Below are 26151 nucleotides of genomic sequence, written 5' to 3'. Positions count from 1 at the left end.
TCATTGCGGGCTTTGCGGCGTGGTGGCGTCCGGTTCGGCTGCAGGCGCCGCTGGCGGCTCCTGCGGTGCGACCTGGGGCAAAGCCTCGGGATCGGGGTTGGGCGCCGCGGCAGGAATCGGCGCTTCGTCGGCCGCGCTGTTGGTGTCAGGTGTTTGCGGCGCTGGTGCCTCAGGTACAGTGGCCGGTGCCGGGCTGGAACGGTAATCGGCGCGACGCTTGAGCTGGTACTCGCGCACTGCGTTGTTGTGCGCATCCAGGTCATCGGAAAAAACATGACTGCCGTCGCCACGGGCAACGAAATACAGACTGCTGCCGGCCACCGGATTTAATGCCGCGTGAATCGCTTCGCGCCCGACCATGGCGATGGGAGTCGGTGGCAGGCCGGAAATCATGTAGGTGTTATACGGCGTCGCTTCCTTGAGGTGGGCACGAGTCAATTTGCCGCTGTAGCGATCGCCCAGGCCGTAGATCACGGTTGGATCAGTCTGCAGGAGCATGCCCAACGCCATGCGTCGCACGAACACGCCGGCAATCTGCCCGCGCTCCTGGGGCACACCGGTTTCCTTCTCCACCAGGGAGGCCATGATCAGCGCCTGGTACGGATCGGCGTAGGGCAGATCAGCCGCTCGCTGGTTCCACTCCCTGGCCAGTACTTCGTCGAGGCGCTCGTAAGCAGTCTTGAGCAATTCGATGTCGCTCATGCCGCGAACGAAACTATAGGTATCGGGGAAAAAACGCCCCTCCGGAAAAATCCCAGGGTGGCCGAGCTTTTCCATCACCTGGGAGTCGCTCAAACCTGCGAGGGTCTGCTGGAGTTTTTCGTCCCTGGCGAGGGCCGCGCGGACCTGATGGAAATTCCAGCCTTCGACCAGCGTCACGCTGTACTGCACCACGTCCCCGCGTTTCCACGAATCGATCAGGCCTTCGACGGTCATGCCGGGCTGCATGCGGTATTCGCCGCTGTGCAAGGGTTGTCCGGCGAGGTTGAAGCGCCAGTACACGCGAAGCCAGAACGCGTCCTTGATGACGCCATCGGCTTCGAGTCGGTAGAAAGTACGGGTGGGTGTCGTACCCTTGGGTACTTCGAGCATTTCTTCCTGGGTGATGTTCAGCGACTGATCCAGCGCCGAATGAATTTTCCAGGCGGAAAAGCCGAATAACAGCCCTGCCAGAACCAATCCGGTTTCAAGCAGCAGCAAGAATTTACGTCTCACGAATCAAGCATCCAATAGCGCACGGGCAATGGTTTGGAGTTTACGGGTGAGTGGCCCAACCGGCCAGCTCAGTGCAGCATACGCACGCACCGGCCAAATGCCATAAACACTATTACAGACAAAGACTTCATCGGCCCATTGCAGCTGTTCCAGGGTGATATCGATGATTTGTACAGGGATCGCTGAAGACTCAGCTTGAAACAATAATTCAGCGCGCATTACCCCGGCGACGCCGCAGCGACCGAGATCGGCGGTGATCAACACACCATCACGCACCAGGAACAGATTACTGAACACGCCCTCAACCACACGACCGGCCTGGTCCAGCATCATGCCTTCGGCATGCTCAGCGTCTTGCCACTCGGAACGGGCGATGACCTGCTCCAGGCGATTGAGGTGCTTGAGACCAGCCAACAAGGGTTGCAGGGACAGCCGGGTGACACAAGGGAACAGGCGCACGCCCTGCTCCGCATGGGCTGGCGGATAAATCGCAGGAGGATTGCCCAGCATGATGCGGCGCGCCACAACGACAGGGTCCGGGGCATAGCCGCGAGCACTGTCGCCCCGGGTGACGATCAGCTTGAGTACGCCTTCACCGAGCGCGAGGGCATAGGTCAGCAGCTCGGTGCGCACCACCGCGCCATCAAGGTTGATTGCCAGGCGCTGGCAACCCTCAAGCAACCGCACCAGATGACGATCCAGCAATACCGGTGTGCCATTGCGCACGGCGATGGTCTCGAACAGACCATCGCCGTAGGCCAGGCCGCGATCCTTCAGCGACACAGCGTGCGCCGGCTGACCGTCGACCCAGCAGTCCATCAGCCAGCGAACCGGCGGAACACCAGGGAGCCGTTGGTACCGCCAAACCCGAAGGAGTTGGACAGCACCACGTCGATATCCATGTTGCGCGCAGTGTGCGGCACGAAGTCGAGGTCACAGCCTTCGTCCGGCTCGTCCAGGTTGATGGTCGGTGGCGCCACCTGGCTGTTGATTGCCAGCACACTGAAGATCGCTTCAACCGCACCCGCGGCACCCAGGAGGTGACCGGTCATGGACTTGGTCGAACTGACGGCCAGCTTGTAGGCGTGATCACCAAACACCGACCTGATCGCACAGGCTTCGGCAAGATCACCGGCCGAAGTCGAAGTGCCGTGGGCGTTGATGTACTGGACCTGGTCACTGTTGATCTTCGCATCGCGCAAGGCATTGGTGATGCAGCGTGCAGCACCCGCACCATCGGCAGGTGGCGAAGTCATGTGGAACGCATCGCCACTGGTGCCAAAACCGATCAACTCGGCGTAAATGGTCGCACCGCGAGCCTTGGCGTGCTCCAGTTCTTCAAGTACCAGCGCGCCAGCACCGTCGGACAGCACAAAGCCGTCACGCCCCTTGTCCCATGGACGACTGGCACGGGCAGGCTCGTCGTTGCGGGTCGACAGCGCCCGGGAGGCACCGAAGCCGCCCATGCCCAGGCCACAAGCGGCCATCTCGGCGCCACCGGCGATCATCACGTCGGCTTCGTCATACATGATGTTGCGTGCCGCCATGCCAATACAGTGCGTACCCGTGGTACAGGCCGTGGCGATGGCGTAGTTGGGACCCTGTGCTCCCAGGTGGATGGACAGGAATCCGGAAATCATATTGATGATCGAGCCGGGCACGAAAAACGGCGAAATCCGTCGTGGGCCGGATTCATGCAGGGTACGGCTGGTTTCTTCGATGTTGGTCAGGCCGCCAATGCCCGAGCCCATGGCGACGCCGATGCGTTCGCGGTTGGCATCGGTTACTTCCAGGCCTGCATTTTTTACTGCCTGAAACCCTGCGGCCAGACCGTATTGAATGAACAGGTCGAGCTTGCGCGCTTCCTTGACCGACAGGTATTCCTCGACATTGAAGCCCTTTACCGAGCCGCCAAAACGGGTGGAATAGGCAGAAAGGTCGGTGTGTTCGATCAGACCAATGCCACTGCGGCCAGCCAGAATGCCCTGCCAGCTGCTTGGCACATCCGTGCCCAGTGGCGACAACATACCCATACCGGTGACTACGACGCGTCTACTCGACACAGCACTCTCCTTTTTCAAATGACGACTTTGCATCAGGCCTAAAGAAAAAACCGCACGCCAGGAGGCAGTGCGGTTTTTCCATGACAGCAAACAACGACTACAAACTATTACGCCTGGTGGCTGGTAACGTAGTCGATTGCAGCTTGTACAGTAGTGATCTTCTCAGCTTCTTCGTCAGGGATTTCGGTCTCGAATTCCTCTTCCAGAGCCATCACCAGCTCAACGGTGTCAAGGGAGTCAGCACCCAGGTCTTCAACGAAGGAAGCGCTGTTAGTCACTTCTTCTTCCTTAACGCCCAGTTGCTCGGCAACGATTTTCTTGACGCGCTCTTCGATGGTGCTCATACCTTGTTTTCACTCCTAATGGACAAATTCAGGCAGCTGGCCAGTGGGTAAGTGTATAGAAAGACTTTTCAGTTTTTCAACTGAAAGCTTCACTCCTCTAACCCTGCAGCCCGATGCCTATAAATAGATTGCAGCTTTATAACGGATTTTAGACAGCTCGTATGACATTTTTTTGAAGCAGTCCGTCACATTTAACTCATGTACATCCCGCCGTTCACCGGGATTGTAGCCCCAGTAACGTAAGCCGCACCGTCGGATGCAAGAAAAGCGACCACAGACGCGATCTCTTGCGCTTGCCCCAGACGACCCAGCGGAATCTGTGTAACCAGGTTTTGACGCTGCGCTTCGGGCAGTTCGCGAGTCATATCGGTGTCGATGAACCCTGGGGCCACCGAGTTTACCGTAATCGAACGCGATCCGACTTCACGCGCCAGCGCACGGCTGAAACCTTCCAGACCGGCCTTGGCCGCAGCGTAGTTTACTTGGCCTGCGTTGCCCATGGCACCCACAACCGAACCAATACTGATAATTCGTCCCCAACGCGCCTTTGTCATGCCACGCAAAACGCCCTTGGACAGGCGGAACAGACTGTTCAGGTTGGTATCAACGACGTCATGCCATTCGTCATCTTTCATCCGCATCATCAGGTTATCGCGGGTGATACCGGCATTGTTGACCAGGATCGCCGGTGCACCGAACTGCTCGGCGATGCTCGCCAACACGGCGGCGACGGACTCGTCACTGGTCACATTGAGTTCCAGGCCAGTGCCCTGGATACCGTTTTCCTTCAGGGTCGCAGCAATGCGCTCGGCGCCGGATGCGGAAGTCGCAGTACCCACGACGATGGCACCCTGACGACCCAGTTCCAGGGCGATGGCCTGGCCGATACCGCGGCTTGCACCGGTGACCAGTGCAACTTTACCTTGCAGACTCATGCAAGTTTCTCCTGATTCAGGCCAACGCTGCACGGGCGGCAGCGAAAGCGTCTGGGGTATTGAGGTTGGAGGTTGCCACGCCTTCGGCGCAACGCTTGTTCAAACCGGCCAGTACTTTGCCAGGACCGCATTCGACCAGTTGGGTCGCACCCTTGGCCGCCAGCGCCTGCACAGACTCGACCCAGCGCACAGGCTTGTAGAGCTGCTCGAGCAAATCGCGCTTGAGGGTTTCCAGATCAGCCGGCACTGCTGCGCTGACGTTCTGCAGCACTGGAATCTGCGGGGCCTGCCAGTCGATCGCGGCGATCGATTCAGCGAAACGCTCGGCAGCCGGACGCATCAACTCGCAATGGGACGGCACGCTGACCGGCAACGGCATGGCGCGCTTGGCACCACGAGCCTTGCAGCCTTCAATGGCGCGCTCAACCGCCGCTTTGGCACCGGCGATGACGACCTGGCCCGGGGAATTGAAGTTGACGGCACTGACCACTTCACCTTGCGCTGCTTCAGCGCAGGCTGCCAGCACGTCAGCATCGTCGAGACCGAGGATGGCGGCCATGCCGCCCTGCCCGGCCGGAACCGCTTCCTGCATCAACTGGCCACGGCGCTCGACGAGCTTGACCGCGTCAGCCAGGCTCAGACTGCCGGCAGCAACCAGAGCGCTGTACTCACCCAGGCTGTGACCGGCCACGTAGGCCGGACGCGCGCCACCTTCTGCCAGCCACAGACGCCACAGGGCGATCGAGGCGGTCAGGATGGCCGGCTGGGTCTTGTCGGTTTGATTGAGTTGCTCTTCCGGCCCTTGCTGGGTCAGCGCCCACAGGTCGTAACCGAGGGCATCGGAAGCTTCTTTGAACGTTTCAAGGACAACCGGATGTTGCGCGCCCAACTCGGCCAGCATGCCGAGGGACTGCGAACCCTGTCCTGGAAAGACGAATGCGAGGGAAGCAGACATGTAACAAGCCCCTAATGATCTTGTCGTCGGAGAATTGACGTCCCGACTGGGGGACGCAAGAAACTGACAGTTGGATGGCCAATTGAACTGAGCGGTCACATTTAAGCATTGTCCGACGAAAACGCCTAAAGCAACAAATCCTCCAGACGACCGTGGATGCGTTCCGGCAGGTTTTCCTGGATCTCGATCAACGCACGGGATATAGCACTCTGAAATCCTTGAACCCCGGCCGAGCCGTGACTTTTCACCACAATGCCCTGCAGGCCGAGAAAGCTCGCGCCATTGTGTCGCGCAGGGGCCAGATCGGCCTGCAGGCGCCTCATCAACGGCAACGCCAGGGCACCGACCATGCGCGAAGCGAGATTCTTCTTGAACAACGCTTCAATACGCCCGGCAATCATGGTGGCCAGCCCTTCGCTGGACTTGAGCAGGATATTGCCGACGAAGCCGTCACAGACCACCACATCCGCTTCACCGCGATACAGGCCGTCGCCCTCGACAAAACCGATGTAGTTGATGCCCCGCGCCTCCTGCAACAAAGCGGCGGCCAGCTTGACCTGCTGATTACCCTTGATGTGCTCGGTGCCGATGTTCAGCAAAGCGACTCGCGGGCGGACGATACCCAGCGTCTCGGCCGCCACCGAGCCCATCACCGCAAACTGCAGCAGGTGTGCGGCGCTGCAATCGACGTTGGCCCCGAGGTCGAGCAGCTGGCAATAGCCCGTCTGCGTCGGAATCGCCGCCACCATCGCCGGCCGATCAATGCCCGGCAAGGTCTTGAGCACGAATCGTGACAACGCCATCAACGCCCCGGTATTACCGGCACTGACACAGGCCTGGACCTTGCCATCGCGCAACAGCTCCAGCGCGACGCGCATCGACGAATCCGGCTTGCCACGCAATGCCTGGGCCGGTTTCTCGTCCATGGTAATGACTTCGCTGGCGGGCACGATAGACAGGCGCACGCAATCCGCAGCCGATTGGCCAGCGAGCAATTCTTCAAGGAGAGAGGGTTGACCGACGAGGGTCAGGTGCAGCGAGGGCGTAGCATTCAGACAAGCGAGGCTGGCCTGAACAATGCTGCGGGGACCGAAGTCCCCGCCCATTGCGTCAATCGCGATGACTTGAGCAGACAAGTGATTACTCGTCAGCGCCCTTGTCGATCACTTTACGGCCACGGTATACGCCTTCTGGCGATACGTGGTGACGCAGGTGAATTTCACCGGTGGTTTTTTCTACAGACAGAGTGCTTGCCGTCAGGGCGTCGTGCGAACGACGCATGTCACGGGCAGAGCGGGATTTTTTGTTCTGCTGAACAGCCATAATTGATTAACTCCTAAACGTTTGGGTCACGCTTTAACTGCGCCAATACACTGAACGGGTTGGACCGCGTTACCTCGTCCTCGCTCGGTTCGGGCTCATCGAGACCCGCCGGCTGCTGGCATTCTTCCGGATGATGAGCAGGCACAATGGGCAAGGCGAGCAGAAGCTCCTCCTCGATCAGTGACTGCAGATCCAATGGATCTTCGCCCAGTTCCAGCACGTCATAACCTTTCGGCAACGACTGGGTATTCGCACCCTCCTTTACCACAGCATAACTGCATTCGCTATGGATCGGCAGGGTGACCAGCTCAAGACAACGCTGGCAAACCATTTTGACTTCGGTGTCGATAAAACTGTGGATTACCACAGACTTACGTTCATCTCGTTCAAAAACGAATTTCGCCTGCACCGTACCGACAGTGTCGGAAAGCGGGTCGCAGAGTCTCTCCAAATCGGCCAGCAGCAGTTCACCTTGAAGGGTGGTGCCACGGTCAGCCAATTTGCGCGGGTCAACGTGAGGTGGAATCGGGTCATTCAACATAGGCGCAGCATTATAGGGATGCACCCAGCCATGTCAAAGGAAATTCAGCCCTGTGCGTCACTTGGAAGCCTCGCTAGAATTCGCAACTGACTTCTGGAGTTGCGCATGCTGCCCTTATTACTCGCTTCAAGCTCGGTTTACCGCCGGGAATTGCTGGCCCGCCTGCGGTTGCCGTTCGTCTGCAGCTCGCCAGATATCGATGAAAGTCATCGCCCGCAAGAGCCGGCCATTGAACTGGTCAAGCGCCTGGCCAGGGAAAAAGCCCAGGCGCTGGCTGGCACTTTTCCCGACCACCTGATCATTGGTTCCGACCAGGTCGCGGTGCTCGGCGAGCGCATCATCGGCAAACCGCACACGTTCGAGAACGCGCGGGATCAGTTACTCGCCGCCAGCGGCGCCAGCGTGACCTTTCTCACGGGCCTGGCCCTGCTCAACAGCCAGACCGGGCATTGCCAGGTGGATTGCGTACCGTTCACGGTGCACATGCGCACCCTCAACCAGGCAAGCATCGAGCGTTACCTGCATGCAGAGCAGCCCTACGACTGCGCAGGCAGCTTCAAGGCCGAAGGATTGGGGGTGAGCCTGTTTCAGCGCACCGAAGACCCTGACGCCACCAGCCTGATCGGCCTGCCGCTGATTCGGCTGATCGATATGCTGCTGGTCGAGGGCTTACAAGTCCCTTGAAAGCAAAAGATCTTTTAAACGGCTTAACGCAACGACGGGCCGTTAAAACCCATCCACATCGCCAATTGTTCAGCCACGCTGGCGCCGAGCCTCTTCGAGAAGCGGTCGAACGTCGACTCCTGAACGGTAAAATCCACCAGTTCTTTCTCGCCAATGACATCGCGAGCCACCGAACTGGCACTGCCCAGGCCATCGATCAACCCCAGCGGTAGCGCCTGCTCACCCGACCAGACCAAGCCAGAGAACAGCTCCGGGTGCTCCTTGTCTTTCAGGCGATCGCCACGACCCTTCTTCACACTATTGATGAATTGCTGATGGGTGGTATCGAGCACGCCCTGCCAGAACCGAGTCTCATCAGGCTTCTGCGGCTGGAACGGATCGAGGAAGGACTTGTGCTCGCCAGACGTATAGGTCCGGCGCTCCACGCCCAGCTTCTCCATGGTGCCGACGAAACCATAACCGGCCGCAGTCACCCCGATGGACCCCACCAGGCTGGCCTTGTCCGCGTAGATCTGATCGGCCGCACTGGCAATGTAGTAAGCGCCGGACGCCCCCAGGTCGGAGATAACCGCATACACCTTGGTATCAGGATGCAGCGCACGCAGGCGAACAATCTCGTCGTACACATAACCTGATTGCACCGGGCTGCCGCCCGGGCTGTTGATCCGCAGGACCACGCCCTTGACCTTGTCATCCTCGAAGGCCGCTCGCAGGCTGCCAACGATGTTATCGGCGCTGGCCTGCTCCTTGTCGGCGATCACACCAGTGACCTCGATCAGCGCGGTGTAGTTAGCACTGCGAGTGGCGGCTTTTTCCATGTCCATCAGCGGCGTGAACAGCATCAAAGCGCCAAACAGGTACACAAAGGTCAGCAGCTTGAAGAAAATCCCCCAGCGACGGGACCGGCGCTGTTCCTGCACGCTGGCCAACAAGGTCTTTTCCAGCAACTTCCAGCTTTTCTCGTCACCGCTCTGCGCATCCGCCTTGGCGGGCGCCTTCCATTCGTCGGTCATGCCATCTACCCCAAAAAACCTGTTAAGCCTGGTGATTCAGCCAGGCATGCAATTCTGAAAAACGATCAATCGCCAGTCGCGGCTCGAACAGCTTCAGCGCCTCGATCGATTGAGCGCCGTAACTGACCGCTACCGACGCCATACCGGCGTTGCGGGCCATCTGCAGGTCGAAAGAGGAATCGCCAACCATCATTGCCTGCTCCGGGCGAACGTCGCAGTGCGCGAGGATCTGCTCCAGCATCAGAGGATGGGGCTTGCTGGCAGTTTCATCCGCCGCACGAGTGATGTCGAAATATTTTTCCCAGCCGTGTGCCTTCAATACCCGGTCGAGCCCGCGACGGGCCTTGCCGGTTGCAACAGCCAGATGATAACCCTCGGCGCGAAAGGCCTCCATCGACTCGAGCACACCCTCGAACAAGGGCGAAGGCACGGCTTCGGCGGCGATGTAGTGTTCGGCGTAATACCCCCGAAAGGCGATCAGCTCACCCTCGCTGATGTGCGGGTACAGGGTGCGAATCGCTTCCGGCAAACCGAGACCGATGATGCCCTTGACGGCAAAATCATCGCGCAGCTCAAATCCTGAGCGCTCTGAGGCCACATGCATGGCCTCGACAATCCGCCCGATGGAGTCCGCGAGCGTCCCGTCCCAGTCAAATATCAGCAGTTTGCAATCAGAGGGGTGCACTCAGGCGCTCCACAGTCTTGGCCCACATTTCATCCACCGGCGCCTGCAACTTCAGCTCGCCACCATCAGGCAGCGGCACGGTCAGCAGATAAGCGTGGAGGAACAGTCGCTTGCCACCCAGGTCGCGGATTTCCTTGCTGAAACCCTCATCCCCGTATTTCGGGTCGCCAGCGATGCAGTGCCCGGCATGCAGGGTGTGCACGCGGATCTGGTGGGTGCGGCCGGTGATTGGCCTGGCTTCGACCATGGTCGCAAAGTCGCCGAAGCGCCTTAGCACCTTGAACACGGTCACGGACTCCTTGCCCTCCTCCTCGTCGACCTCGACCATGCGCTCGCCGGAACGCAGGTTGCTCTTGCCCAGCGAGGCACGGACTTGCTTGATCGAGGCGGCCCAGTTGCCACGAACCAGCGCCATGTAGCGCTTGTCCACGCCATCACCGCGCAAGGCCGTGTGCAAGTGACGCAGCATGCTGCGTTTCTTGGCAATCATCAGCAGGCCAGAGGTGTCTCGGTCAAGTCGGTGAACGAGCTCGAGCTCCTTGCAATCGGGGCGCAACTGACGGAAGGCTTCGATCACGCCGTAGGTCAGACCGCTACCGCCGTGAACCGCAATACCACAAGGCTTGTTGATCACGATCAGGGCCTTGTCCTCGAAGATAATCGAGGCTTCGAGGCGCTGCAGCAGGCCTTGTGCCAGCGGCACCGGCTCGTCGCGCTCGGGCACGCGCACAGGCGGCACGCGCACGATATCGCCCGCCTGCAGCTTGTATTCGGGCTTGATCCGACCTTTGTTCACTCGCACTTCGCCTTTACGCAAAATGCGATAGATCAAGGTCTTGGGCACGCCTTTGAGCCGAGCGAGAAGGAAGTTATCAATACGTTGGCCGGCATATTCCGGCGAGACCTCAAGCAGTTGTACGCTTGGGGTCGAGGGGGCAGTAGTCGTCATGGCGCAGATGATATCAATTTTTTATGGAATTGAAGCACTTAATCATTACTGCTATAGTCGCGAACGCCGCCAAAAGCGGCCTGGACAGCGGACCAACGGTCTAAAACCGGCCCTGACCAATGCAATTCACCAGGACGCGAGGCCGTCCTACGGGGCTTTCGCTACTTAACGGTGGAGTTTGCAGCTGTAACGAGCGCAGGTGACATGAGGCCTGAATCAAGCCGCAGGGCAGAGTTTTCACTCGCCTTGCGAGCCAATATTCATGGCCAGTTCACAAAGTGCAGTCAGTTGCGAATGACCCCGAGCGAAGGTTTCGGAAACAACGCCTAAATTAGCCATGATGCGTGACCTCCCCTTTTGGAGCTCACGGTAAATGCCAACCCGCTGCGGATTCTGCGCGCGGCAGCACCCGAATTTTCAGGGATACGTGTAGGGTGGAGATGCACAACCGCTGGACTGTGTAGCAATAGGCTTTTTCAAGACGCTTCATCTCGTCCACAGCCACTGGTTGATTCCTCCTCCTGACTGAGTGCTTAAGTAGCCACAGCAAGCAGGACGCGTACGTCGCGACGAAGGCCCACATTGGCCGGACATCGCTGGACACGGGAATGGCCAACCACTCCCGACGCACCTGACACCGACCATGAGAAGTCGTGTGTGCCGAACGCCGTTTCCGGCAGCCCGGAAACCGACGGTACTACATGAAAAGAATGCTGATTAACGCAACTCAACCCGAAGAGTTGCGTGTTGCACTGGTAGATGGCCAGCGCCTCTACGACCTGGACATCGAATCCGGTGCACGCGAGCAGAAGAAGGCCAACATCTATAAAGGCCGGATTACTCGCATCGAACCAAGCCTTGAGGCTGCCTTTGTCGATTTCGGCTCTGAGCGCCACGGCTTCCTGCCCCTCAAAGAAATCTCCCGCGAATACTTCAAGAAAGCCCCGGAAGGCCGCGTCAACATCAAGGACGTCCTGAGCGAAGGCCAGGAAGTCATTGTCCAGGTCGAAAAAGAAGAACGTGGCAACAAGGGCGCCGCCCTGACCACCTTCATCAGCCTGGCCGGTCGTTACCTGGTGCTGATGCCGAACAACCCGCGTGCTGGCGGCATCTCCCGTCGCATCGAAGGCGAAGAGCGCAACGAACTGCGTGAAGCCCTGAACGGCCTGGTTGCCCCGGCTGACATGGGTCTGATCGTGCGCACTGCCGGCCTTGGTCGCAGCAGTGAAGAAATGCAGTGGGACCTCGATTACCTGCTGCAACTCTGGACCGCCATCAAAGAAGCCTCGCTCGATCGCTCCGCGCCGTTCCTGATCTACCAGGAAAGCAACGTGATCATCCGCGCCATCCGCGATTACCTGCGTCAGGACATCGGCGAAGTGCTGATCGACAGCGTCGAAGCCCAGGACGAAGCCCTGACCTTCATCCGCCAGGTGATGCCGCAGTACGCCAGCAAGATCAAGCTGTACGAAGACAGCGTTCCGCTGTTCAACCGTTTCCAGATCGAAAGCCAGATCGAGACCGCTTTCCAGCGTGTCGTCGAACTGCCTTCCGGCGGTTCCATCGTCATCGATCCGACCGAAGCCCTGGTGTCCATCGACATCAACTCGGCGCGCGCCACCAAAGGCAGCGACATCGAAGAAACCGCGCTGCAGACCAACCTTGAAGCTGCTGAAGAAATCGCCCGTCAGTTGCGCTTGCGCGACATCGGCGGCCTGATCGTCATCGACTTCATCGACATGACCCCTGCCAAGAACCAGCGCGCCGTGGAAGAGAAAGTCCGCGAATGCCTGGAAGCCGACCGCGCTCGCGTGCAAGTCGGTCGCATCTCGCGCTTCGGCCTGTTGGAAATGTCCCGTCAGCGCCTGCGTCCATCGTTGGGCGAAAGCAGCGGCATCGTTTGCCCGCGTTGCAACGGCACCGGCATCATCCGTGACGTTGAATCGCTGTCGCTGGCGATCCTGCGCCTGATCGAAGAAGAAGCCCTGAAAGACCGCACCGCCGAAGTTCGTGCACAAGTGCCGATCCCGGTCGCCGCGTTCCTGCTCAACGAAAAACGCAACTCGATCACCAAGATCGAACTGCGCACCCGTGCCCGCATCGTCATTCTGCCGAACGATCATCTCGAAACGCCGCACTTCGAAGTTCAGCGTCTGCGCGATGACAGCCCGGAAGCCCACATCAACCAGTCCAGCTACGAAATCGCTGCTGCCGCTGCCGAAGTGGAAGAAGTCCAGCCAGCCGCTGCGACCCGCACCCTGGTTCGCCAGGAAGCTGCAGTCAAGACGGCCCCTGCCCGCGCCAATGCGCCGATTCCTGCCGAAGTTGTTGCTGCCGCGCCTGTGGCTGCACCGGCCGCCGTGCCAGAGCCAAGCCTGTTCAAGGGCCTGGTGAAGTCGCTGGTCAGCCTGTTTGCAACCAAGGAAGAGCCCGCCGCACCGGTTGTGGTTGAAAAGCCTGCGACCACCGAGCGTCCGGCTCGTAACGAAGAGCGTCGCAACGGTCGTCAGCAGAGCCGCAACCGTAACGGTCGCCGCGACGAAGAGCGCAAGCCTCGCGAAGAACGTGCACCGCGTGAAGAACGCGCTCCACGGGAAGCTCGTGAACCACGCGAAGCTCGTGAAGAAACGCCGGCAGTAGTCCGCGAAGAACGCGCGCCACGTGAAGAGCGTGCACCACGCGCACCGCGTGAGGAACGTGCACCGCGCGCTCCACGTGAAGACCGCAAGCCACGTGGCGAGCGTGAAGAACGTGTACGCGAATTACGCGAACCCCTGGACGCTGTTGCTCCAGCCGCTGCCGCTGTCGCTGTCGCTACCACCGAAGAGCGTCCGGCTCGCCAGCCACGCGAAGAACGTGCTCCACGCCCACCGCGTGAAGAACGTCAGCCACGTGCCGAGCAAGCAGCAGCTCCAGTAGCCGAAGAAGAACTACTGTCCAACGAAGAGCAACTGCAGGAAGACGGACAGGAAGGCGCCGAAGGCGATCGTCCACGCCGTCGCTCCCGCGGCCAGCGTCGTCGCAGCAACCGTCGCGAGCGTCAGCGTGATGCCAACGGCAATGTGATCGAAGGTTCGGAAGAGTCTGACTCCGCTGAAGGCGAAGTGGCAGCCACTGCCGACGCACCAAGCGCTAACGACCTGGCCGCTGGCCTGGCTGTTACCGCAGCCGTTGCCAGCTCGGTGATCAGTGCTCCAGCTGAAGCACAGGCCAACGAGCAAGCCGAACGCGCTACTGCTGCCACCCTGGACACTGCTCCAGTCGAAGCGCCAGTGGTTGAAGCGACCTCGCCTGTCGAAGCCACCGCTTCGCCGGAAATCGAAGTGGCGCCGGCTCGTGAAGCGCAGCCTGAAGTAGAAGCGGCACCGCAACCTGCGGCAGTCGTCGAAGCTCCAGCAGTGATTGCAGAGCCTGCTGCCGAGACGGTCAGCGAAACCGTGACCGAATCGATTCGTGAAGTTCGCGAAGAGCAAACCGCTTTCAACTGGGTTGCCGAGCCAGCTGTTGCAGAAACACCAGCCCCGGTAGCTGAAACTCCGGCTTACGAGCCAGAGCCAGTGGTTGCGGCTGCAGAGCCTGCTCCAGTGGTCGAAGTGCCGGTTGAAGCCCCGGTTGTAGCCGAAGTGGCTGCACCTGTGGTCGAAGCCGCGCCGGCAAGCGCCCTGACTGAAAATGGTCGCGCGCCAAACGACCCGCGTGAAGTGCGTCGTCGCAAGCGTGAAGCCGAGCGTCTGCAGAAGGAAGCTGAATTGGCTGCCGCTGCTGCTCCAGCCGTGGTTGAATCTGCACCGGTGGTCGCTGAAGCCCCTGCTGAAGTTGTCGCCGAGCCTGTAGCATCAGTGATCGATGAAGCACCACGTTCCGTACAGGACGCGGTAGAGCAACACGAAAAAGCCCAGGAAAAAGAGCACGAGCCTAAACCCCTCGTCTGATTCCGACGGCTGACAAAAAGCCCCGCCTGGTGATCCAGAGCGGGGCTTTTTATTGACCTGAAAAGCATTACACAAACACCAGGGCCCCGGGCACATCCACATCCCACAACACCCCAGGATCATCCACCTCCACTTCAACCACCCTGGCCGTAGCGAACAGCGGCCTGGCCCCGCCGTCCCCCGAGAGCGCGATCAACGCCGGTCCGAAAGAATCCGCGAACGCCACCGGGTGCCCATACTCGCCGTCATGCACTGGCACACTGATAGTGTCAGCCGCCATCCCTGCTATCACCCGCTCAATGCTCAACGGCAGGATGAAGGGCATATCCCCCAGCACAATCAACCAACCACCGGGCTGCGGACACGCCGCCACCCCGGCAGCAATGCTGTCCCCCATGCCCGTGGACTCGATCAGGACCACCTCGAACCCATAGGCCTGGGCCATGCGAATCACCTGGGGACGATCTGCAGTGGTAACCACAACCCGTTTGCCCGCCTTAGCCGGCAGGTTCACGAGGACATGCTCGATGACCGACCGCACAGCACCGTCGCGCCCGGTACAGTCCGCCAGCAACTTGTCCTTGTCGGCGCCCGCTACCTGGCGAAAGCGCTCGCCCTGCCCCGCTGCCAGCACGATGACGGCGATGGGTTCGCTCATGGCGCCTCCTGCAAGGGCTTCTTCTGTTTGAGTTCGACGCCGTTCTTGATTGCGACAATTTCAGCCATCAGCGACAAAGCGATTTCCGCTGGCGAATGGCTACCAATGTGCAAGCCGATCGGGCCGTGCAGCCGTTCAATGGCCGCTGCCGACAAGCCTAGCTGAGCCAGATTATCCCGGCGCTTCAGGCTGTTGACCCGAGACCCCAGCGCACCCACGTAGAATGCATCGGAGTCCAGCGCCGTCAGCAGCGCCATGTCATCCAGGCGCGGGTCATGGGTGAGCGCTACAATGGCCGTGCGCTCGTCGGTCTGGATAGTCAGTACCGCTTCGTCGGGCATGCCCGGGACGAAGCGTCCATGCTGCTCTTCCCAGCCATAGACGAATTCGCTGCGCGGATCGCAGATCAGCACCTCGAAATCCAGCAGCCGCGCCATCTCGGCGACATATCGCGACAGTTGACCTGCGCCGATCAGCAGCAGGCGCCAGCGCGGACCATAAATGGCCCGCAGCGTCTTGCCGTCAAAGGTCAGCGTTTGCAACTTGTCTGCGGGCTCCAGCAACACCTCACCGGTTTCAATCGACAGCGAGCGCGCCACAATCTCGTGCGCCTCGCAACGTGCCAGCAACTGTGCCACCCAGGCCGGATCGCCTACGCGCTCCTCAGTCAGGCGCAAGGTACCGCCACAAGGCAAGCCAAAGCGCGCAGCCTCCTCGCGAGTCACGCCGTAGGTGATCAACTGCACGGGCGGTCCGTCAGCCGGGATGCGCCCATCGTGCAGGCGGGCAATCAGATCATCCTCGACGCAGCCGCCGGACACAGACCCGATCACCACGCCATCTTCACGCAACGCCAGCATGGCGCCAGGTGCCCGGGGCGCAGTGCCCCACGTCTGGACCACGCTGTACAGCACCACCCGCTGGCCCGCATTGCGCCACTCCAGCACGCTGCGCAGGACATTCAGATCGACGCTGTCCATCAGGCTTGCGCCTTCTGCCAACCCTGTAACTGGAAGCGCACCGGCAAGTTGCGAATACGCTGGCCCGTGGCAGCAAAAATCGCATTACACAGCGCCGGCGCAATCGGTGGAACGCCAGGTTCGCCGACGCCCCCAAGCGGCACGTCTCCCGGCGGAGTGACCATGTGCACCGCCACCTCCTTCGGCGCCAGGGACATGCGTGCTACTTCGTACATGTGGAAGTTATCCTGTTGGACCTTGCCGTCCTTGAAGCTGATTTCGCCGAGCACCGCATTACCCAGGCCCATCACACAGGCACCTTCGAATTGCGAGCGGATGCGCTCCGGGTTGATCTGCGGGCCGCAGTCCACTGCGATATCCGCCTTATGCACGATCAACGTGCCGTCATCCTTGACCTCAACCTCGATCACCGCCGCGACATAGGTGACAAAACTGTAGTGCACCGCCAGGCCCAGGCCACGGCCCTTGGGCAAGTCACGACCCCACCCCGCCGCCTTCGCCGCAGTTTCCAGGACCTTGCGCATACGGCCGGTATCAATCGGATAGCGTTCCGGCGACTCGCCGTAGTTCCACTCTTCGCTCAAGGTGCGCGGATCGATCTGGCGGTCCGGGCCGAGCAGTTTAATCTGGTACTCCAGCGGATCGCGGCCGGCCTTGTGGGCCAACTCATCGACGAAACTCTGGATCGCAAAGCCGTGGGGAATGTTCGACACCGAACGGTACCAACCCACCCGGGTATGCACCTTGGCCTCGGGGTTTTCCAGGCGCACGTTGGGGATCGCATAGGCCATGTTGGTGAAGCCCATGCCCAGCTCGAACGCTGCTTCATGGTTCATGCCCGGTGCAAACAGCGCCGTGATACTGGGCGCGACGGTGCGGTGCAGCCAGCCGGACGGCAGGCCGTCCTTGTTCAGGCTGGCTTTGAGGTACTCGGCCGACACGGTATGAAAGTACGAACAATGGATATCGTCTTCACGCGTCCATTGCACCCGCACTGCCTTGCCGGGAAATTCCTTGGCGAGGATCGCCGCTTCGATGACAAAATCCGGCTTGGACTTGCGTCCGAAGCCGCCGCCGAGCAGGGTCACGTTGACCGTGACGTTATCGAACGGGACGCCGAGGCGTTCGGCAATTCGCTCTCGCGTCACCTGGGGTGCCTGGCTCGGCGCCCAGGCCTCGCAGACGCCGTCCTTAAAGCGCGCAATGGCTACCATCGGCTCCATCGGGGACTGTGCCAGGTGCGGCAGATAGTAAGACGCTTCCAGCGTGGTGTCGGCGTTGCCCATGGCCTCGTCGATGTTGCCGGTGTTGCGCACGACCTTGCCGGGCTTGAGCGATGCAGCTTCCAGCTCCTTGCGGTAGGCGATCGAGTCATAGCTGGCATTCGGGCCATCGTCCCACTCGATCTTCAGCGCTTCGCTCCCTTTGATCGCTGCCCAGGTATTGCTGGCGATCACGGCCACGCCACCCAGGGGCTGGAACTCCGACGGCATTGGCCGCCCTTCGATGTTGATGACCTTGAGCACGCCAGGCACTTTCAGCGCCGCACTCGAGTCAACGGATTTGACCTTGCCGCCATATACCGCCGGGCGCGCAATGGTCGCGTAGAGCATGCCCTCGATGTGCACATCGGCGCCGTAGACTGCGCGACCATTGACGATGTCGGCACCATCGATCGCCTTGATGCCTTCCTTGCCGATGTATCGAAACTGCGCAGGCTGCTTAAGCCGCAGGCTGTCGCGAGCCGGCACTGCCAGTGCAGCAGCGGCAGCCGCCAGGGCGCCGTAACCCAGTTCACGCTTGGTGGGCTGGTGAATGACTTTGTGCAACTGTGCCTGACACTCGCCTACCGGTACTTTCCACTGCTCGGCAGCGGCTTGCTCAAGCATCGTGCGCGCAGCGGCGCCACAACGACGCATCGGCTCGTACCAATGGCGCATGCTGCGCGAGCCGTCGGTGTCCTGGTTGCCATAGCGAACTTCATCACCGGGCGCCTGCTGCACCTTGACCATCGCCCAGTCGGCATCCAGCTCGTCCGCCACCACCATGCTCAGGCTGGTGCGCACGCCCTGGCCCATTTCCGAGCGGTTGCACACCACGGTTACGGTGCCATCGGCGGCAATGCTGACATATACTTTTGGATCGTCGATCCAGCCATTGGGCATACCGTCTGCGCCGAATTTCTGCTCTTTATCGGCGGCGAGTGCGTCCTGCCAACCCCAACTGGCGGCCAGCACCAGCGCGCTGGTAGCGCCTACGCCCTTGAGGAAACCACGGCGGCTGAGATTGCTCAGCGCAAAATCATTCGGTAGCCCGCTCATGCCTTGGCCTCCTTCAGGTGGGTGGAGGCTTGGCGTATGGCGGTCTTGATACGGTTGTAGGTGCCGCAACGGCAAATGTTGCCCACCATCGCTTCTTCGATTTGCTCGTCGCTGGGGTTGGGGTTGACCTTGAGCAATGCTGTCGCCGACATGATCTGCCCGCCCTGGCAGAACCCGCACTGGGCCACTGCTGTGTCGAGCCAGGCTTGCTGGACGACTTGCCCAACCGGGTCGCTGTGCAAATTGTCGATGGTGCTAACGCCCTGGCCGATCACCGAGCCGATCGGCGTGATGCAACTGCGTGCCGGGGAGCCGTCGATGTGAATGGTGCAGGCACCACACAGGCCCATGCCGCAGCCAAACTTGGTGCCGTTGTAACCGGCCACGTCGCGAATTGCCCAGAGCAGGGGCATGTCCTCGGTGACATCGAGTTGATGGTCTTGACCGTTGAGTTTCAGGGTAATCATGGGCACGCCCGCATATCTAAAGACGGTTATGGGGTCGAGCAATCTGCCGCCAGAGGCTGGCGGTTGGCATCACGCAGATCGACTCAGGCTAAGGAGGCTCTCTCATGCCGACGGCGACGTCTGCATCGGGCCTTTGGTGTAGCAAAATGGCTTGTATCGTTAGGCGGCTAAGTTAACCCAGGATTAACAAAAAAGCCCTGCACATCGACAAATGTGCAGGGCCTCCAGGGCAGTGCTGAAAGCGTAGCCTCAATATCTGTTGGGCTCCATTTCCAGCTCGACCTGGAATCGTTGCCAAATGTCTTTCTGGATCCGTTGCGCCAGGTCCAGCAACTGCAGGCCAGTGGCAGCGCCATAGTTGACCAGCACCAGCGCCTGCAACTTGTGCACACCGGCGTCGGCTTCGCGAAAGCCCTTCCAGCCTGCGCGCTCGATCAGCCATCCAGCCGCCAGCTTCATCTGCCCGTCGGGTTGCGCGTAGGCCACCAGGTCCGGGAATTCAGCCTTGAGCCGGGTGACCAGCGCCGCCGGTACCAGAGGGTTCTTGAAGAAACTGCCAGCATTGCCCAGTACTGCAGGGTCCGGCAGTTTTTCGCTGCGAATGCTGCAGATCGCCTGGCTGACGTCGCCGGCAGTCGGACGGTCAATGCCCTGCTCGGTCAGGCGCTGACGCACCGGGCCGTATTCCAGATGCAGGTGTTCAGCGCGGTTCAGGTTGAAGCGCACCCGCAGGATCAACCAGCGCCCCGGCTCCTGCTTGAACAGGCTGTCGCGGTAGGCGAACTTGCACTCGTCCAGGCTGAAGTCGCGCAGTTCGCCGGTCCGGCGATCAAGCGCGGTCAGGCCGGCAAACACGTCCTTGATCTCCACGCCATAAGCGCCGATGTTCTGCATCGGTGCCGCGCCGACCGTACCGGGGATCAGGCTGAGGTTTTCCAGGCCAGACAAACCCTGGGCCAGGGTGTGTTGCACAAACGGATGCCAAGGCTCGCCGGCTTCGGCTTCGATCACCACCTGCTGGCCGTTATCGCTGAGCAGGCGAATCCCGCGGGTGGCCATGCGCAGCACCAGCGCCTGGATATCGGCGGTGAGCAGCAAGTTGCTGCCCCCACCGATTACCAGCAATGGCACCTCGTGCTGCGTGGCATACACCAGGGCGTCGCGCACGTCGTCGTCACTGTGGGCCTGGGCAAACAGGCGGGCCTGCACATCCACGCCAAAGCTGTTGTACGGTTTGAGCGATACCCGGGCTTGCACCTGCAGACTCATAACCGCCCCTTCAATTCGATCACCAGCAGGTCACTGGCGCGCTCGATCAGGTCCAGTACCTGCTCGAAGCCCTGGTCGCCGTCGTAGTACGGGTCTGGAACTTCATCGAGTTCCGACTGATAGCGGCGCAGGAACAGGTCAAGCTCCGCCTTGCCCTTCGCAGGCTGCAATGCCTTGAGATTGCGCAGGTTGCTGTTATCCATCGCCAGGATCAGGTCATACATGGAGAAATCGGCACGACTGACTTGCTGCGCGCGCTGGGCAGACAAATCGTAACCGCGTAGCCGGGCGGCGGCCTGGCTGCGTTTATCCGGGGCCTTGCCGACGTGCCAGTCGCCCGTACCGGCGGAGGCGACCTCGACTTGCCCCGCCAGCCCGGCCTCGCGCAGTTTATGGCGCAGCACGCCTTCGGCGGTCGGCGAGCGGCAGATGTTGCCCAGGCAGACGAACAGAACCCGCATCAGGCCTCCAGCAGGCGACGAACCCGCTCCAGGTCTTCAGCGGTATCGACGCCGGTCGGTGGCGCGATCAAAGCGTCAGCCACGTGGATACGCACGCCGTGCCACAAGGCCCTTAGTTGTTCCAGGGATTCAGTGTTTTCCAGCCAGCAAGGGCCCCAGCTGACGAAGTCATGCAGGAACCCGGCGCGGTAAGCATAAATGCCGATGTGGCGACGGTACGGCACGCCTTCCGGCAATTGCTCGCGACTCCTGGCAAAGTCATCGCGGGCCCACGGCAAGGTCGCTCGGCTGAAGGTCAGCGCCAGACCGTTGAGGTCACTGACCACCTTGACCACATTAGTGTTGAACAGGGTTTCCACATCTTCGATCGGCTCAGCCAGAGTGGCCATGCGCGCTTCGGTGTGGGCTGCCAGGTTGGCCGCGACCTGATCGATCACATCAGGTGGAATCAGCGGTTCGTCACCTTGCACGTTGACCACGATGGCGTCGGGCGCCAGGCCCAGCTTCGTCGCCACTTCGGCCAGGCGATCGGTACCGGAGTTGTGATCTTCACGCGTCAGCACCACTTCAGCGCCAAAGCCTTTGCAGGCTGCGACGATGCGCAGGTCGTCGGTGGCCACCACCACGCGCTCGGCGCTGCTTTTGCTCGCCTGTTCCCAGACGTGCTGGATCATCGGTTTGCCGGCGATCAGCAACAGCGGCTTGCCAGGCAAACGGGTGGAGGCGTAACGCGATGGGATGACGACAGTAAAGGCTGCGGTCATTTATCCAGGCGCTCGTCGGTGGTCAGGGTGCGCGCTTCGGTTTCGAGCATGACCGGGATGCCGTCACGAATCGGATAAGCGAGGCCGGCGCCCTTGCTGATCAGCTCGGTCTTGTCAGCGCTGAGCTTGAGCGGGCCTTTGCAGACGGGGCAAGCGAGGATATCGAGCAATTTGGTGTCCATGAGCATTCCCTGGATAAAACGGAGTTAAGGCAAAAGACGGTCCGGCACCAGGCGCATCAGCTGCGTATCGAACCAGGCGACAAAGGCCCGGGATGGCGCAGCATCGACCGTCAGGTACCACCAATCGGCGGCGGCGAAGGCACGGCACTTCACCGCGTCCTTTTCAGTCATTACCAAAGGCAATGACGGAGTGAAATTCAGTGCCTGCACGCTGTACTCGGCGTGGTCAGCGAACGCGTGCGGTACAGGCTTCCAGTGTAGCGTTTCGAGGGTCGTGAAGAAACGCTGTGGATTACCGATGCCGGCCACGGCATGCAGTGCCTGACCCGCAGGAAAATGATCGAGCGGCCGCCGTTCACCGCTACGCAGATTGACCAGCGCGGTAGGTTGCAGCTGGAACGCAAACCCGTCATGGCGATCGTCAGCGGCGCCGTTGTAGAGCACCGCATCGACGCTCTCAAGGCGCTCGACCGGCTCACGCAGGGGCCCGGCGGGCAGGCAGCGCTGGTTACCCAGGCCACGGGCAGCGTCGATCAGCACCAGCTCAAGGTCACGGGCCAGGCGATAATGCTGCATGCCGTCGTCCGACAGGATCAGGTCCAGCGGTTCACTCTCGAGCAAGGCCTTGACCGCCTGACTGCGGTCCGGGTCGATCATTAAGGGTACGCCGGTGCGCTGGACGATCAACAGAGGCTCGTCGCCCGCAGTATCGGCGCCCTGATCCGCCGCGACTCGCCATGGCAGTTGCGGTGGTTTGGCGCCGTAACCCCGACTGACCACCCCGACGCGCAGCCCGCTACGCTGGCAGTGCTCGATCATCCAGAGAATCAGCGGAGTCTTGCCCGTGCCGCCGACGGTGATATTACCGACGACGATCAACGGCACTGGCGGCTGATAGATCTCGCCCTCGCCCGCCAGGAAACGCTTGCGCTTGTTCGTGACCACGCGGCGATAGAGCCACTCCAGCGGCTGCAACAGCTTCAGGGCCGGATGTCCCTGGTACCACGCGGCGAGCAAGCGATCGGACATGGCCATCAGGGCGCGGGCGGCGCCGCCTCGACAGTGGTCATGCGCAGGTGGCTGAAACCGAGCTTGCCGGCAGCATCCATGGCGATGATGACCGACTGATGCTGGGTCTTGCCGTCGGCGCTGATGGACAGCGGCAGGCTGGTGTCGCCGTTGGATTCTTTCTGCAGGGCGTCCATCAGGGTCGCCAGGTCGTTCTTGGGCAAGACCTGGTTATTCACCGAAAACGCGCCTTCAGCATTGATCGCCACGTCCAGGTGCTTGACCTGCTGATCTTCGGCAGGCGTTCCGCTGACGGCTTCCGGCAGGTCGACGCGCAGCTGGGTTTCACGGGTGAAGGTGGTGGTCACGACAAAAAACAGCAGCAGGATAAACACCACGTCGATCAGCGAAGCGAGGTTTATATCGACCGTTTCCCGAGGCTTGCGGCGGAATTTCACGCTCTGCCCTCGGCCAGGTCAACATCACGGTCGCCCTGTACGACCTCAACCAGCTTGATCGCTTCCTGTTCCATGCCCACCACCAGTTCGTCGATCCGGCGTTGCAGGAAACGGTGGAAGAACACCGCCGGGATACCGACCATCAGGCCTGCGGCCGTGGTGATCAGGGCTTTGGAAATACCACCGGCGAGTACCGCCGCGTTGGTGCCCATGCCGGTGCCCATGAACGCACTGAAGATATCGATCATGCCCAGCACGGTGCCGAGCAAGCCCAGCAACGGCGCCATGGCGGCAATCGTGCCCAGGGCGTTGATGTAGCGTTCGAGTTCGTGAATGACTCGCGCCGCAGCTTCCTCGATGCACTCTTTCATGATTTCGCGACCATGCCGGGAGTTGGCCAGGCCAGCCGCGAGGATTTCGCCCAGAGGGGAATTGGCACGCAATTCCTTGAGCTTTTCCTTATTGAGCTGTTTGTCCTTGATCCAGACCCAGACCTGGCCGAGCAAATGCTCCGGAGTCACACGACTGGCACGCAGGGTCCACAGGCGCTCGACAACGATCGCCATGGCCACGATGGAACTCAGAATGATCGGCAGCATCATCCAGCCGCCGGATTTGACCAATTCCCACACAGTGACAGTCCCCTCGAAAAAGTGCGCCACTCTACCATAGGGGCTTCTCGCACCGAAGACCACGATGGCGCAACCGGTCGGGGCCCGCTGCCCGCCAGTCATTCTGCCAGCGGTGCCAGATCACGCCAGAAGCGCCGGTGTTGACGCATCGTCGCCGGTGCCGAGAAGGTCCCCAGTTGCAGATGAACGGCGCCCTGCTGGGCACTGTCGTAGATCCCCATTGCCAATTTTCGATAGCGTGCTATCACCGTTGGGTGCGGATGGCCGAACGAATTGCCATTGCCGCGGGAGATCAGCACCGCCTTGGGCTGGAGCACGCTGAGCAGGGGCATCGAGGATGAAGTGCGACTGCCATGGTGCGGAGCCTGCAACCAGTCAGTGGCGACGGCCAGCGGGCTGCCGAGCAATGCATGCTCGGCGGCCCGTTCGATATCACCGGTCAGCAGCAACCGCTCGCCGGTGGCCTCGATTTGCAACACGCAGGATCGGGAGTTGCTGTCCTGCGCCGACGCCCACTGCCAGAGCCGGAAGCCCACCCCGTCCCAATTCCAGTGTCCGCCGCTCTCGCAGGCATCTGCGAGCAGGCCATCTGCCGGGGGAAAGGGCTCGCCGCCCATTATCCTGCGGACCGGTACTCCGTCGACCACTGCCTTGGCGCCTCCGGCATGATCGGCGTGAGCATGGCTGATCAGCATCAGGTCAAGCTGTTCCACGCCCAGCTTGCGCAACGTCGGCAGCACCACTCGCGCGCCCATGTCCATGCCCGCGGAACGCGGCCCGGCGTCATACAACAGGTTGTGATGACGAGTGCGCACCAGGATCGCCAGGCCCTGGCCGACGTCCAGAAGCCAGACCTCGGCAATGCCTTCGGCGATTGTGGGACGCGGTGGCAAGACCAGTAACAGCAGCATCGGCCAGCCCAGCCATCGCAGCGGCACGCCCGCCGGCATCAGCAGCAGCAAGGCGCCGGCGGCGGCCAACGCCCAGGTCCAAAACGCAATCGCCATAGGGTCCCAGGCGGGCACCTGCCCCGCCGCTTGCGCCAGGCCCTTGAACAGCCAGTCGAGCAGCCCCCCGGCGAGCCACAGCAACCCCTCGCCCACATAAGGCATTGGCAGCAGCAAGGTACCAAGCAATGCAGGCGGCAGGACCAACAGACTGATCCAGGGCACCGCGAGTAAATTTACCATCGGCCCACTGACGCTGATCGGCAGGCCGAGGATGAGAAAAAGCGGACTCAAACCAATGGCGATCATCCACTGGGCGCGAGTCCAGGTTTGCCACCAGGGCAATGAGCCGAGCCGACCGCCGAAGGTGAAGATCAACACTGCCACCGCCGCAAAGGACAGCCAGAAACCGGGTTGCAGGCTCGTCAGCGGGTCCATCAACAGGACCCCGTTCAGCGCCAGCAGCAGCGGCCACCAGGCGCCGAGATGGCGCAAACGCAGGCGCCACAGCAGCACCAGGCCGATCATCACGCAGGCCCGGCGCACCGGTACGTCGAAGCCGGCAAGCAAGCCATAACCAAGAGCCGCCGAAAATGCCAATCCGCACGCCCAAGGCAGCCAGGGCAAACGGCGCGGCCATATGCCATAACGGGCAAGCCCCGCGATCAGCAAGTACATCACGCCTGCCAGCAAACCGATGTGCTGCCCGGAAATCACCAGTAAATGCACGGTGCCGGTGTCTTGCAGCACCTGCCAGTCCTCGCGACTCAGGCCGCTGCCGTCACCCAGCACCAAGGCCGCCAGCGCGCCGCTGCGGCCCTGCGCATCTACACTCAGCAAGCGCTGGCGCAGGCTATCGCGCCAGGCTCCCCGGGCATCTGCGAGTTTTTCGCCAGCCTTCACCGTGCCGGTGGCGCCGATGCGTTGCGCCAGCAGCCAGGCGTCATAGTCGAAAGCATGGGGATTGAGCAGCCCGATGGGTCGTTTCAGCTTGACCGCCAGGCGCCAGCGTTCCCCGCTATTCACCGCAGGGCCGTCGTACCAGGCCAGGCGCATCCGCTGCGGGAGCTTTGTACGCCGGGAATGGCTGTCCGACAGCTCGAAGCGCACGACACCTTCGCCGTTCTGCGGCAGTCCCGTGACCGTCCCCTCCACCCAACGGGTTTCACCCTCGAGCTGAATCGGCAAGCGATCGCTTAGCGCCCATTGCGCCTGGGTACAGGCCCAAGTGAAGCCAATGTCTAGTCCTGAAATAGGTTTACACCTGTTTCACCCCAACGCCCGATGCACCGCATCGGGCGTTTTGTATTTCAAGGACAGGTGCGGGCGCTCCTGGTTGTAGATTAGGATCGCCTCTCTCACCAT

26 protein-coding genes are annotated in these 26151 nt (G+C 61.1%); 2 read left to right on the top strand and 24 right to left on the bottom strand.

The window, feature by feature from the left end; all coding sequences use genetic code 11:
- The 9 genes from mltG to IMW75_RS06170 form a co-directional block, all read right to left on the bottom strand.
- Positions 1-1215 (bottom strand): endolytic transglycosylase MltG, encoded by a 1215-nt coding sequence (mltG, locus tag IMW75_RS06210; protein WP_205892117.1) that lies wholly within the window; start codon positions 1213-1215, stop codon positions 1-3.
- A gap of 3 nt (positions 1216-1218) precedes the next feature.
- On the bottom strand, positions 1219-2034 hold the full coding sequence (gene pabC / locus IMW75_RS06205) for an aminodeoxychorismate lyase (RefSeq protein ID WP_205892116.1): 816 nt from the start codon (positions 2032-2034) through the stop codon (positions 1219-1221).
- Positions 2034-3278 (bottom strand): beta-ketoacyl-ACP synthase II, encoded by a 1245-nt coding sequence (gene fabF, locus IMW75_RS06200; protein WP_205892115.1) that lies wholly within the window; start codon positions 3276-3278, stop codon positions 2034-2036. Before fabF ends, pabC begins: the two co-directional genes overlap by 1 nt.
- A 107-nt stretch (positions 3279-3385) precedes the next feature.
- Entirely contained in the window at positions 3386-3622 is a 237-nt protein-coding gene (gene acpP / locus IMW75_RS06195) for an acyl carrier protein (RefSeq protein WP_004371293.1), read from the bottom strand.
- Positions 3623-3813: 191 nt separating this feature from the next.
- A complete protein-coding gene (fabG, locus tag IMW75_RS06190) occupies positions 3814-4557 on the bottom strand; it encodes a 3-oxoacyl-ACP reductase FabG (RefSeq protein ID WP_045061723.1) in 744 nt (247 codons plus the stop codon).
- Between the two features lie 16 nt (positions 4558-4573).
- Positions 4574-5512: an ACP S-malonyltransferase gene (gene fabD / locus IMW75_RS06185; RefSeq protein ID WP_205892114.1), complete on the bottom strand. Its 939-nt coding sequence runs from the start codon at positions 5510-5512 to the stop codon at positions 4574-4576.
- A gap of 125 nt (positions 5513-5637) precedes the next feature.
- Positions 5638-6648, bottom strand: a complete 1011-nt coding sequence (gene plsX / locus IMW75_RS06180) for a phosphate acyltransferase PlsX (RefSeq protein WP_205892113.1) — start codon at positions 6646-6648, stop codon at positions 5638-5640.
- Positions 6649-6652: 4 nt separating this feature from the next.
- Positions 6653-6835: a 50S ribosomal protein L32 gene (gene rpmF / locus IMW75_RS06175; protein ID WP_008152339.1), complete on the bottom strand. Its 183-nt coding sequence runs from the start codon at positions 6833-6835 to the stop codon at positions 6653-6655.
- Positions 6836-6848: 13 nt separating this feature from the next.
- Positions 6849-7376, bottom strand: a complete 528-nt coding sequence (locus IMW75_RS06170; RefSeq protein WP_004371317.1) for a YceD family protein — start codon at positions 7374-7376, stop codon at positions 6849-6851.
- Between the two features lie 105 nt (positions 7377-7481).
- Here IMW75_RS06170 and IMW75_RS06165 point away from each other — a divergent pair, with 105 nt between their 5' ends.
- On the top strand, positions 7482-8060 hold the full coding sequence (locus IMW75_RS06165) for a Maf family protein (RefSeq protein ID WP_205892112.1): 579 nt from the start codon (positions 7482-7484) through the stop codon (positions 8058-8060).
- Between the two features lie 23 nt (positions 8061-8083).
- On the opposite strand, the gene sppA is transcribed toward IMW75_RS06165, so the two are convergent.
- From sppA to rluC, 3 genes are read right to left on the bottom strand one after another with little or no spacing between them, the layout of a single operon-like run.
- The gene (gene sppA, locus IMW75_RS06160; RefSeq protein WP_205892111.1) at positions 8084-9073 is read right to left on the bottom strand and encodes a signal peptide peptidase SppA; all 990 of its coding nucleotides are present in this window, start codon (positions 9071-9073) and stop codon (positions 8084-8086) included.
- A 22-nt stretch (positions 9074-9095) separates the two neighbouring features.
- Positions 9096-9758: an HAD-IA family hydrolase gene (locus IMW75_RS06155; protein WP_205892110.1), complete on the bottom strand. Its 663-nt coding sequence runs from the start codon at positions 9756-9758 to the stop codon at positions 9096-9098.
- Positions 9745-10707: a 23S rRNA pseudouridine(955/2504/2580) synthase RluC gene (gene rluC / locus IMW75_RS06150; RefSeq protein ID WP_045061729.1), complete on the bottom strand. Its 963-nt coding sequence runs from the start codon at positions 10705-10707 to the stop codon at positions 9745-9747. Before rluC ends, IMW75_RS06155 begins: the two co-directional genes overlap by 14 nt.
- A gap of 701 nt (positions 10708-11408) precedes the next feature.
- Between rluC and rne the strand changes: the two genes are divergently transcribed.
- Positions 11409-14639, top strand: a complete 3231-nt coding sequence (rne, locus tag IMW75_RS06145) for a ribonuclease E (protein ID WP_205892109.1) — start codon at positions 11409-11411, stop codon at positions 14637-14639.
- A gap of 67 nt (positions 14640-14706) precedes the next feature.
- Here the strand turns inward: rne and IMW75_RS06140 are convergent, their stop codons facing one another.
- From IMW75_RS06140 to IMW75_RS06085, 12 genes are all read right to left on the bottom strand, one after another.
- Positions 14707-15297: a nucleotidyltransferase family protein gene (locus tag IMW75_RS06140; protein WP_205892108.1), complete on the bottom strand. Its 591-nt coding sequence runs from the start codon at positions 15295-15297 to the stop codon at positions 14707-14709.
- Positions 15294-16277 carry an XdhC family protein gene (locus IMW75_RS06135; protein ID WP_205892107.1) on the bottom strand — a complete coding sequence of 328 codons (984 nt, stop codon included), beginning with the start codon at positions 16275-16277 and terminating at the stop codon, positions 15294-15296. Before IMW75_RS06135 ends, IMW75_RS06140 begins: the two co-directional genes overlap by 4 nt.
- Entirely contained in the window at positions 16277-18598 is a 2322-nt protein-coding gene (locus IMW75_RS06130; RefSeq protein WP_205892106.1) for a xanthine dehydrogenase family protein molybdopterin-binding subunit, read from the bottom strand. The genes IMW75_RS06135 and IMW75_RS06130 overlap by 1 nt, the downstream gene beginning before the upstream one ends.
- The gene (locus IMW75_RS06125; RefSeq protein ID WP_205892105.1) at positions 18595-19065 is read right to left on the bottom strand and encodes a (2Fe-2S)-binding protein; all 471 of its coding nucleotides are present in this window, start codon (positions 19063-19065) and stop codon (positions 18595-18597) included. The genes IMW75_RS06130 and IMW75_RS06125 overlap by 4 nt, the downstream gene beginning before the upstream one ends.
- Before the next feature lie 249 nt (positions 19066-19314).
- Positions 19315-20334 carry a UDP-N-acetylmuramate dehydrogenase gene (gene murB, locus IMW75_RS06120; protein WP_205892104.1) on the bottom strand — a complete coding sequence of 340 codons (1020 nt, stop codon included), beginning with the start codon at positions 20332-20334 and terminating at the stop codon, positions 19315-19317.
- The gene (locus IMW75_RS06115) at positions 20331-20795 is read right to left on the bottom strand and encodes a low molecular weight protein-tyrosine-phosphatase (protein WP_045061736.1); all 465 of its coding nucleotides are present in this window, start codon (positions 20793-20795) and stop codon (positions 20331-20333) included. Before IMW75_RS06115 ends, murB begins: the two co-directional genes overlap by 4 nt.
- On the bottom strand, positions 20795-21559 hold the full coding sequence (kdsB, locus tag IMW75_RS06110; RefSeq protein ID WP_205892103.1) for a 3-deoxy-manno-octulosonate cytidylyltransferase: 765 nt from the start codon (positions 21557-21559) through the stop codon (positions 20795-20797). Before kdsB ends, IMW75_RS06115 begins: the two co-directional genes overlap by 1 nt.
- Entirely contained in the window at positions 21556-21741 is a 186-nt protein-coding gene (locus IMW75_RS06105) for a Trm112 family protein (RefSeq protein ID WP_007945752.1), read from the bottom strand. The genes kdsB and IMW75_RS06105 overlap by 4 nt, the downstream gene beginning before the upstream one ends.
- 24 nt (positions 21742-21765) lie before the next feature.
- Positions 21766-22776, bottom strand: a complete 1011-nt coding sequence (gene lpxK, locus IMW75_RS06100) for a tetraacyldisaccharide 4'-kinase (RefSeq protein WP_205892102.1) — start codon at positions 22774-22776, stop codon at positions 21766-21768.
- On the bottom strand, positions 22776-23207 hold the full coding sequence (locus IMW75_RS06095) for an ExbD/TolR family protein (protein ID WP_045061739.1): 432 nt from the start codon (positions 23205-23207) through the stop codon (positions 22776-22778). The genes lpxK and IMW75_RS06095 overlap by 1 nt, the downstream gene beginning before the upstream one ends.
- On the bottom strand, positions 23204-23839 hold the full coding sequence (locus tag IMW75_RS06090; RefSeq protein WP_163019410.1) for a MotA/TolQ/ExbB proton channel family protein: 636 nt from the start codon (positions 23837-23839) through the stop codon (positions 23204-23206). The genes IMW75_RS06095 and IMW75_RS06090 overlap by 4 nt, the downstream gene beginning before the upstream one ends.
- 98 nt (positions 23840-23937) lie before the next feature.
- Positions 23938-26040, bottom strand: coding sequence for a DNA internalization-related competence protein ComEC/Rec2 (locus tag IMW75_RS06085; RefSeq protein WP_205892174.1), 2103 nt, complete (start codon positions 26038-26040; stop codon positions 23938-23940).
- Positions 26041-26151: the final 111 nt, after the last annotated feature.

The sequence above is a fragment of the Pseudomonas gregormendelii genome (genome assembly GCF_017114825.1).
Taxonomy (GTDB): Bacteria; Pseudomonadota; Gammaproteobacteria; order Pseudomonadales; family Pseudomonadaceae; genus Aquipseudomonas; species Aquipseudomonas gregormendelii.
Note: the sequence above shows the minus strand (reverse complement) of the source record. Positions and strands in the feature narration are given on the sequence as shown.

Bases quoted from the DNA above. Each gene is read 5' to 3' on its own strand.
- pabC (WP_205892116.1), bottom strand. From the start codon at position 2,034: ATGGACTGCTGGGTCGACGGTCAGCCGGCGCACGCTGTGTCGCTGAAG.
- acpP (WP_004371293.1), bottom strand. From the start codon at position 3,622: ATGAGCACCATCGAAGAGCGCGTCAAGAAAATCGTTGCCGAGCAACTG.
- fabG (WP_045061723.1), bottom strand. From the start codon at position 4,557: ATGAGTCTGCAAGGTAAAGTTGCACTGGTCACCGGTGCAAGCCGCGGT.
- fabD (WP_205892114.1), bottom strand. From the start codon at position 5,512: ATGTCTGCTTCCCTCGCATTCGTCTTTCCAGGACAGGGTTCGCAGTCC.
- rpmF (WP_008152339.1), bottom strand. From the start codon at position 6,835: ATGGCTGTTCAGCAGAACAAAAAATCCCGCTCTGCCCGTGACATGCGT.
- IMW75_RS06170 (WP_004371317.1), bottom strand. From the start codon at position 7,376: ATGTTGAATGACCCGATTCCACCTCACGTTGACCCGCGCAAATTGGCT.
- IMW75_RS06165 (WP_205892112.1), top strand. From the start codon at position 7,482: ATGCTGCCCTTATTACTCGCTTCAAGCTCGGTTTACCGCCGGGAATTG.
- sppA (WP_205892111.1), bottom strand. From the start codon at position 9,073: ATGACCGACGAATGGAAGGCGCCCGCCAAGGCGGATGCGCAGAGCGGT.
- rluC (WP_045061729.1), bottom strand. From the start codon at position 10,707: ATGACGACTACTGCCCCCTCGACCCCAAGCGTACAACTGCTTGAGGTC.
- rne (WP_205892109.1), top strand. From the start codon at position 11,409: ATGAAAAGAATGCTGATTAACGCAACTCAACCCGAAGAGTTGCGTGTT.
- IMW75_RS06140 (WP_205892108.1), bottom strand. From the start codon at position 15,297: ATGAGCGAACCCATCGCCGTCATCGTGCTGGCAGCGGGGCAGGGCGAG.
- IMW75_RS06135 (WP_205892107.1), bottom strand. From the start codon at position 16,277: ATGGACAGCGTCGATCTGAATGTCCTGCGCAGCGTGCTGGAGTGGCGC.
- IMW75_RS06130 (WP_205892106.1), bottom strand. From the start codon at position 18,598: ATGAGCGGGCTACCGAATGATTTTGCGCTGAGCAATCTCAGCCGCCGT.
- IMW75_RS06125 (WP_205892105.1), bottom strand. From the start codon at position 19,065: ATGATTACCCTGAAACTCAACGGTCAAGACCATCAACTCGATGTCACC.
- murB (WP_205892104.1), bottom strand. From the start codon at position 20,334: ATGAGTCTGCAGGTGCAAGCCCGGGTATCGCTCAAACCGTACAACAGC.
- IMW75_RS06115 (WP_045061736.1), bottom strand. From the start codon at position 20,795: ATGCGGGTTCTGTTCGTCTGCCTGGGCAACATCTGCCGCTCGCCGACC.
- kdsB (WP_205892103.1), bottom strand. From the start codon at position 21,559: ATGACCGCAGCCTTTACTGTCGTCATCCCATCGCGTTACGCCTCCACC.
- IMW75_RS06105 (WP_007945752.1), bottom strand. From the start codon at position 21,741: ATGGACACCAAATTGCTCGATATCCTCGCTTGCCCCGTCTGCAAAGGC.
- lpxK (WP_205892102.1), bottom strand. From the start codon at position 22,776: ATGGCCATGTCCGATCGCTTGCTCGCCGCGTGGTACCAGGGACATCCG.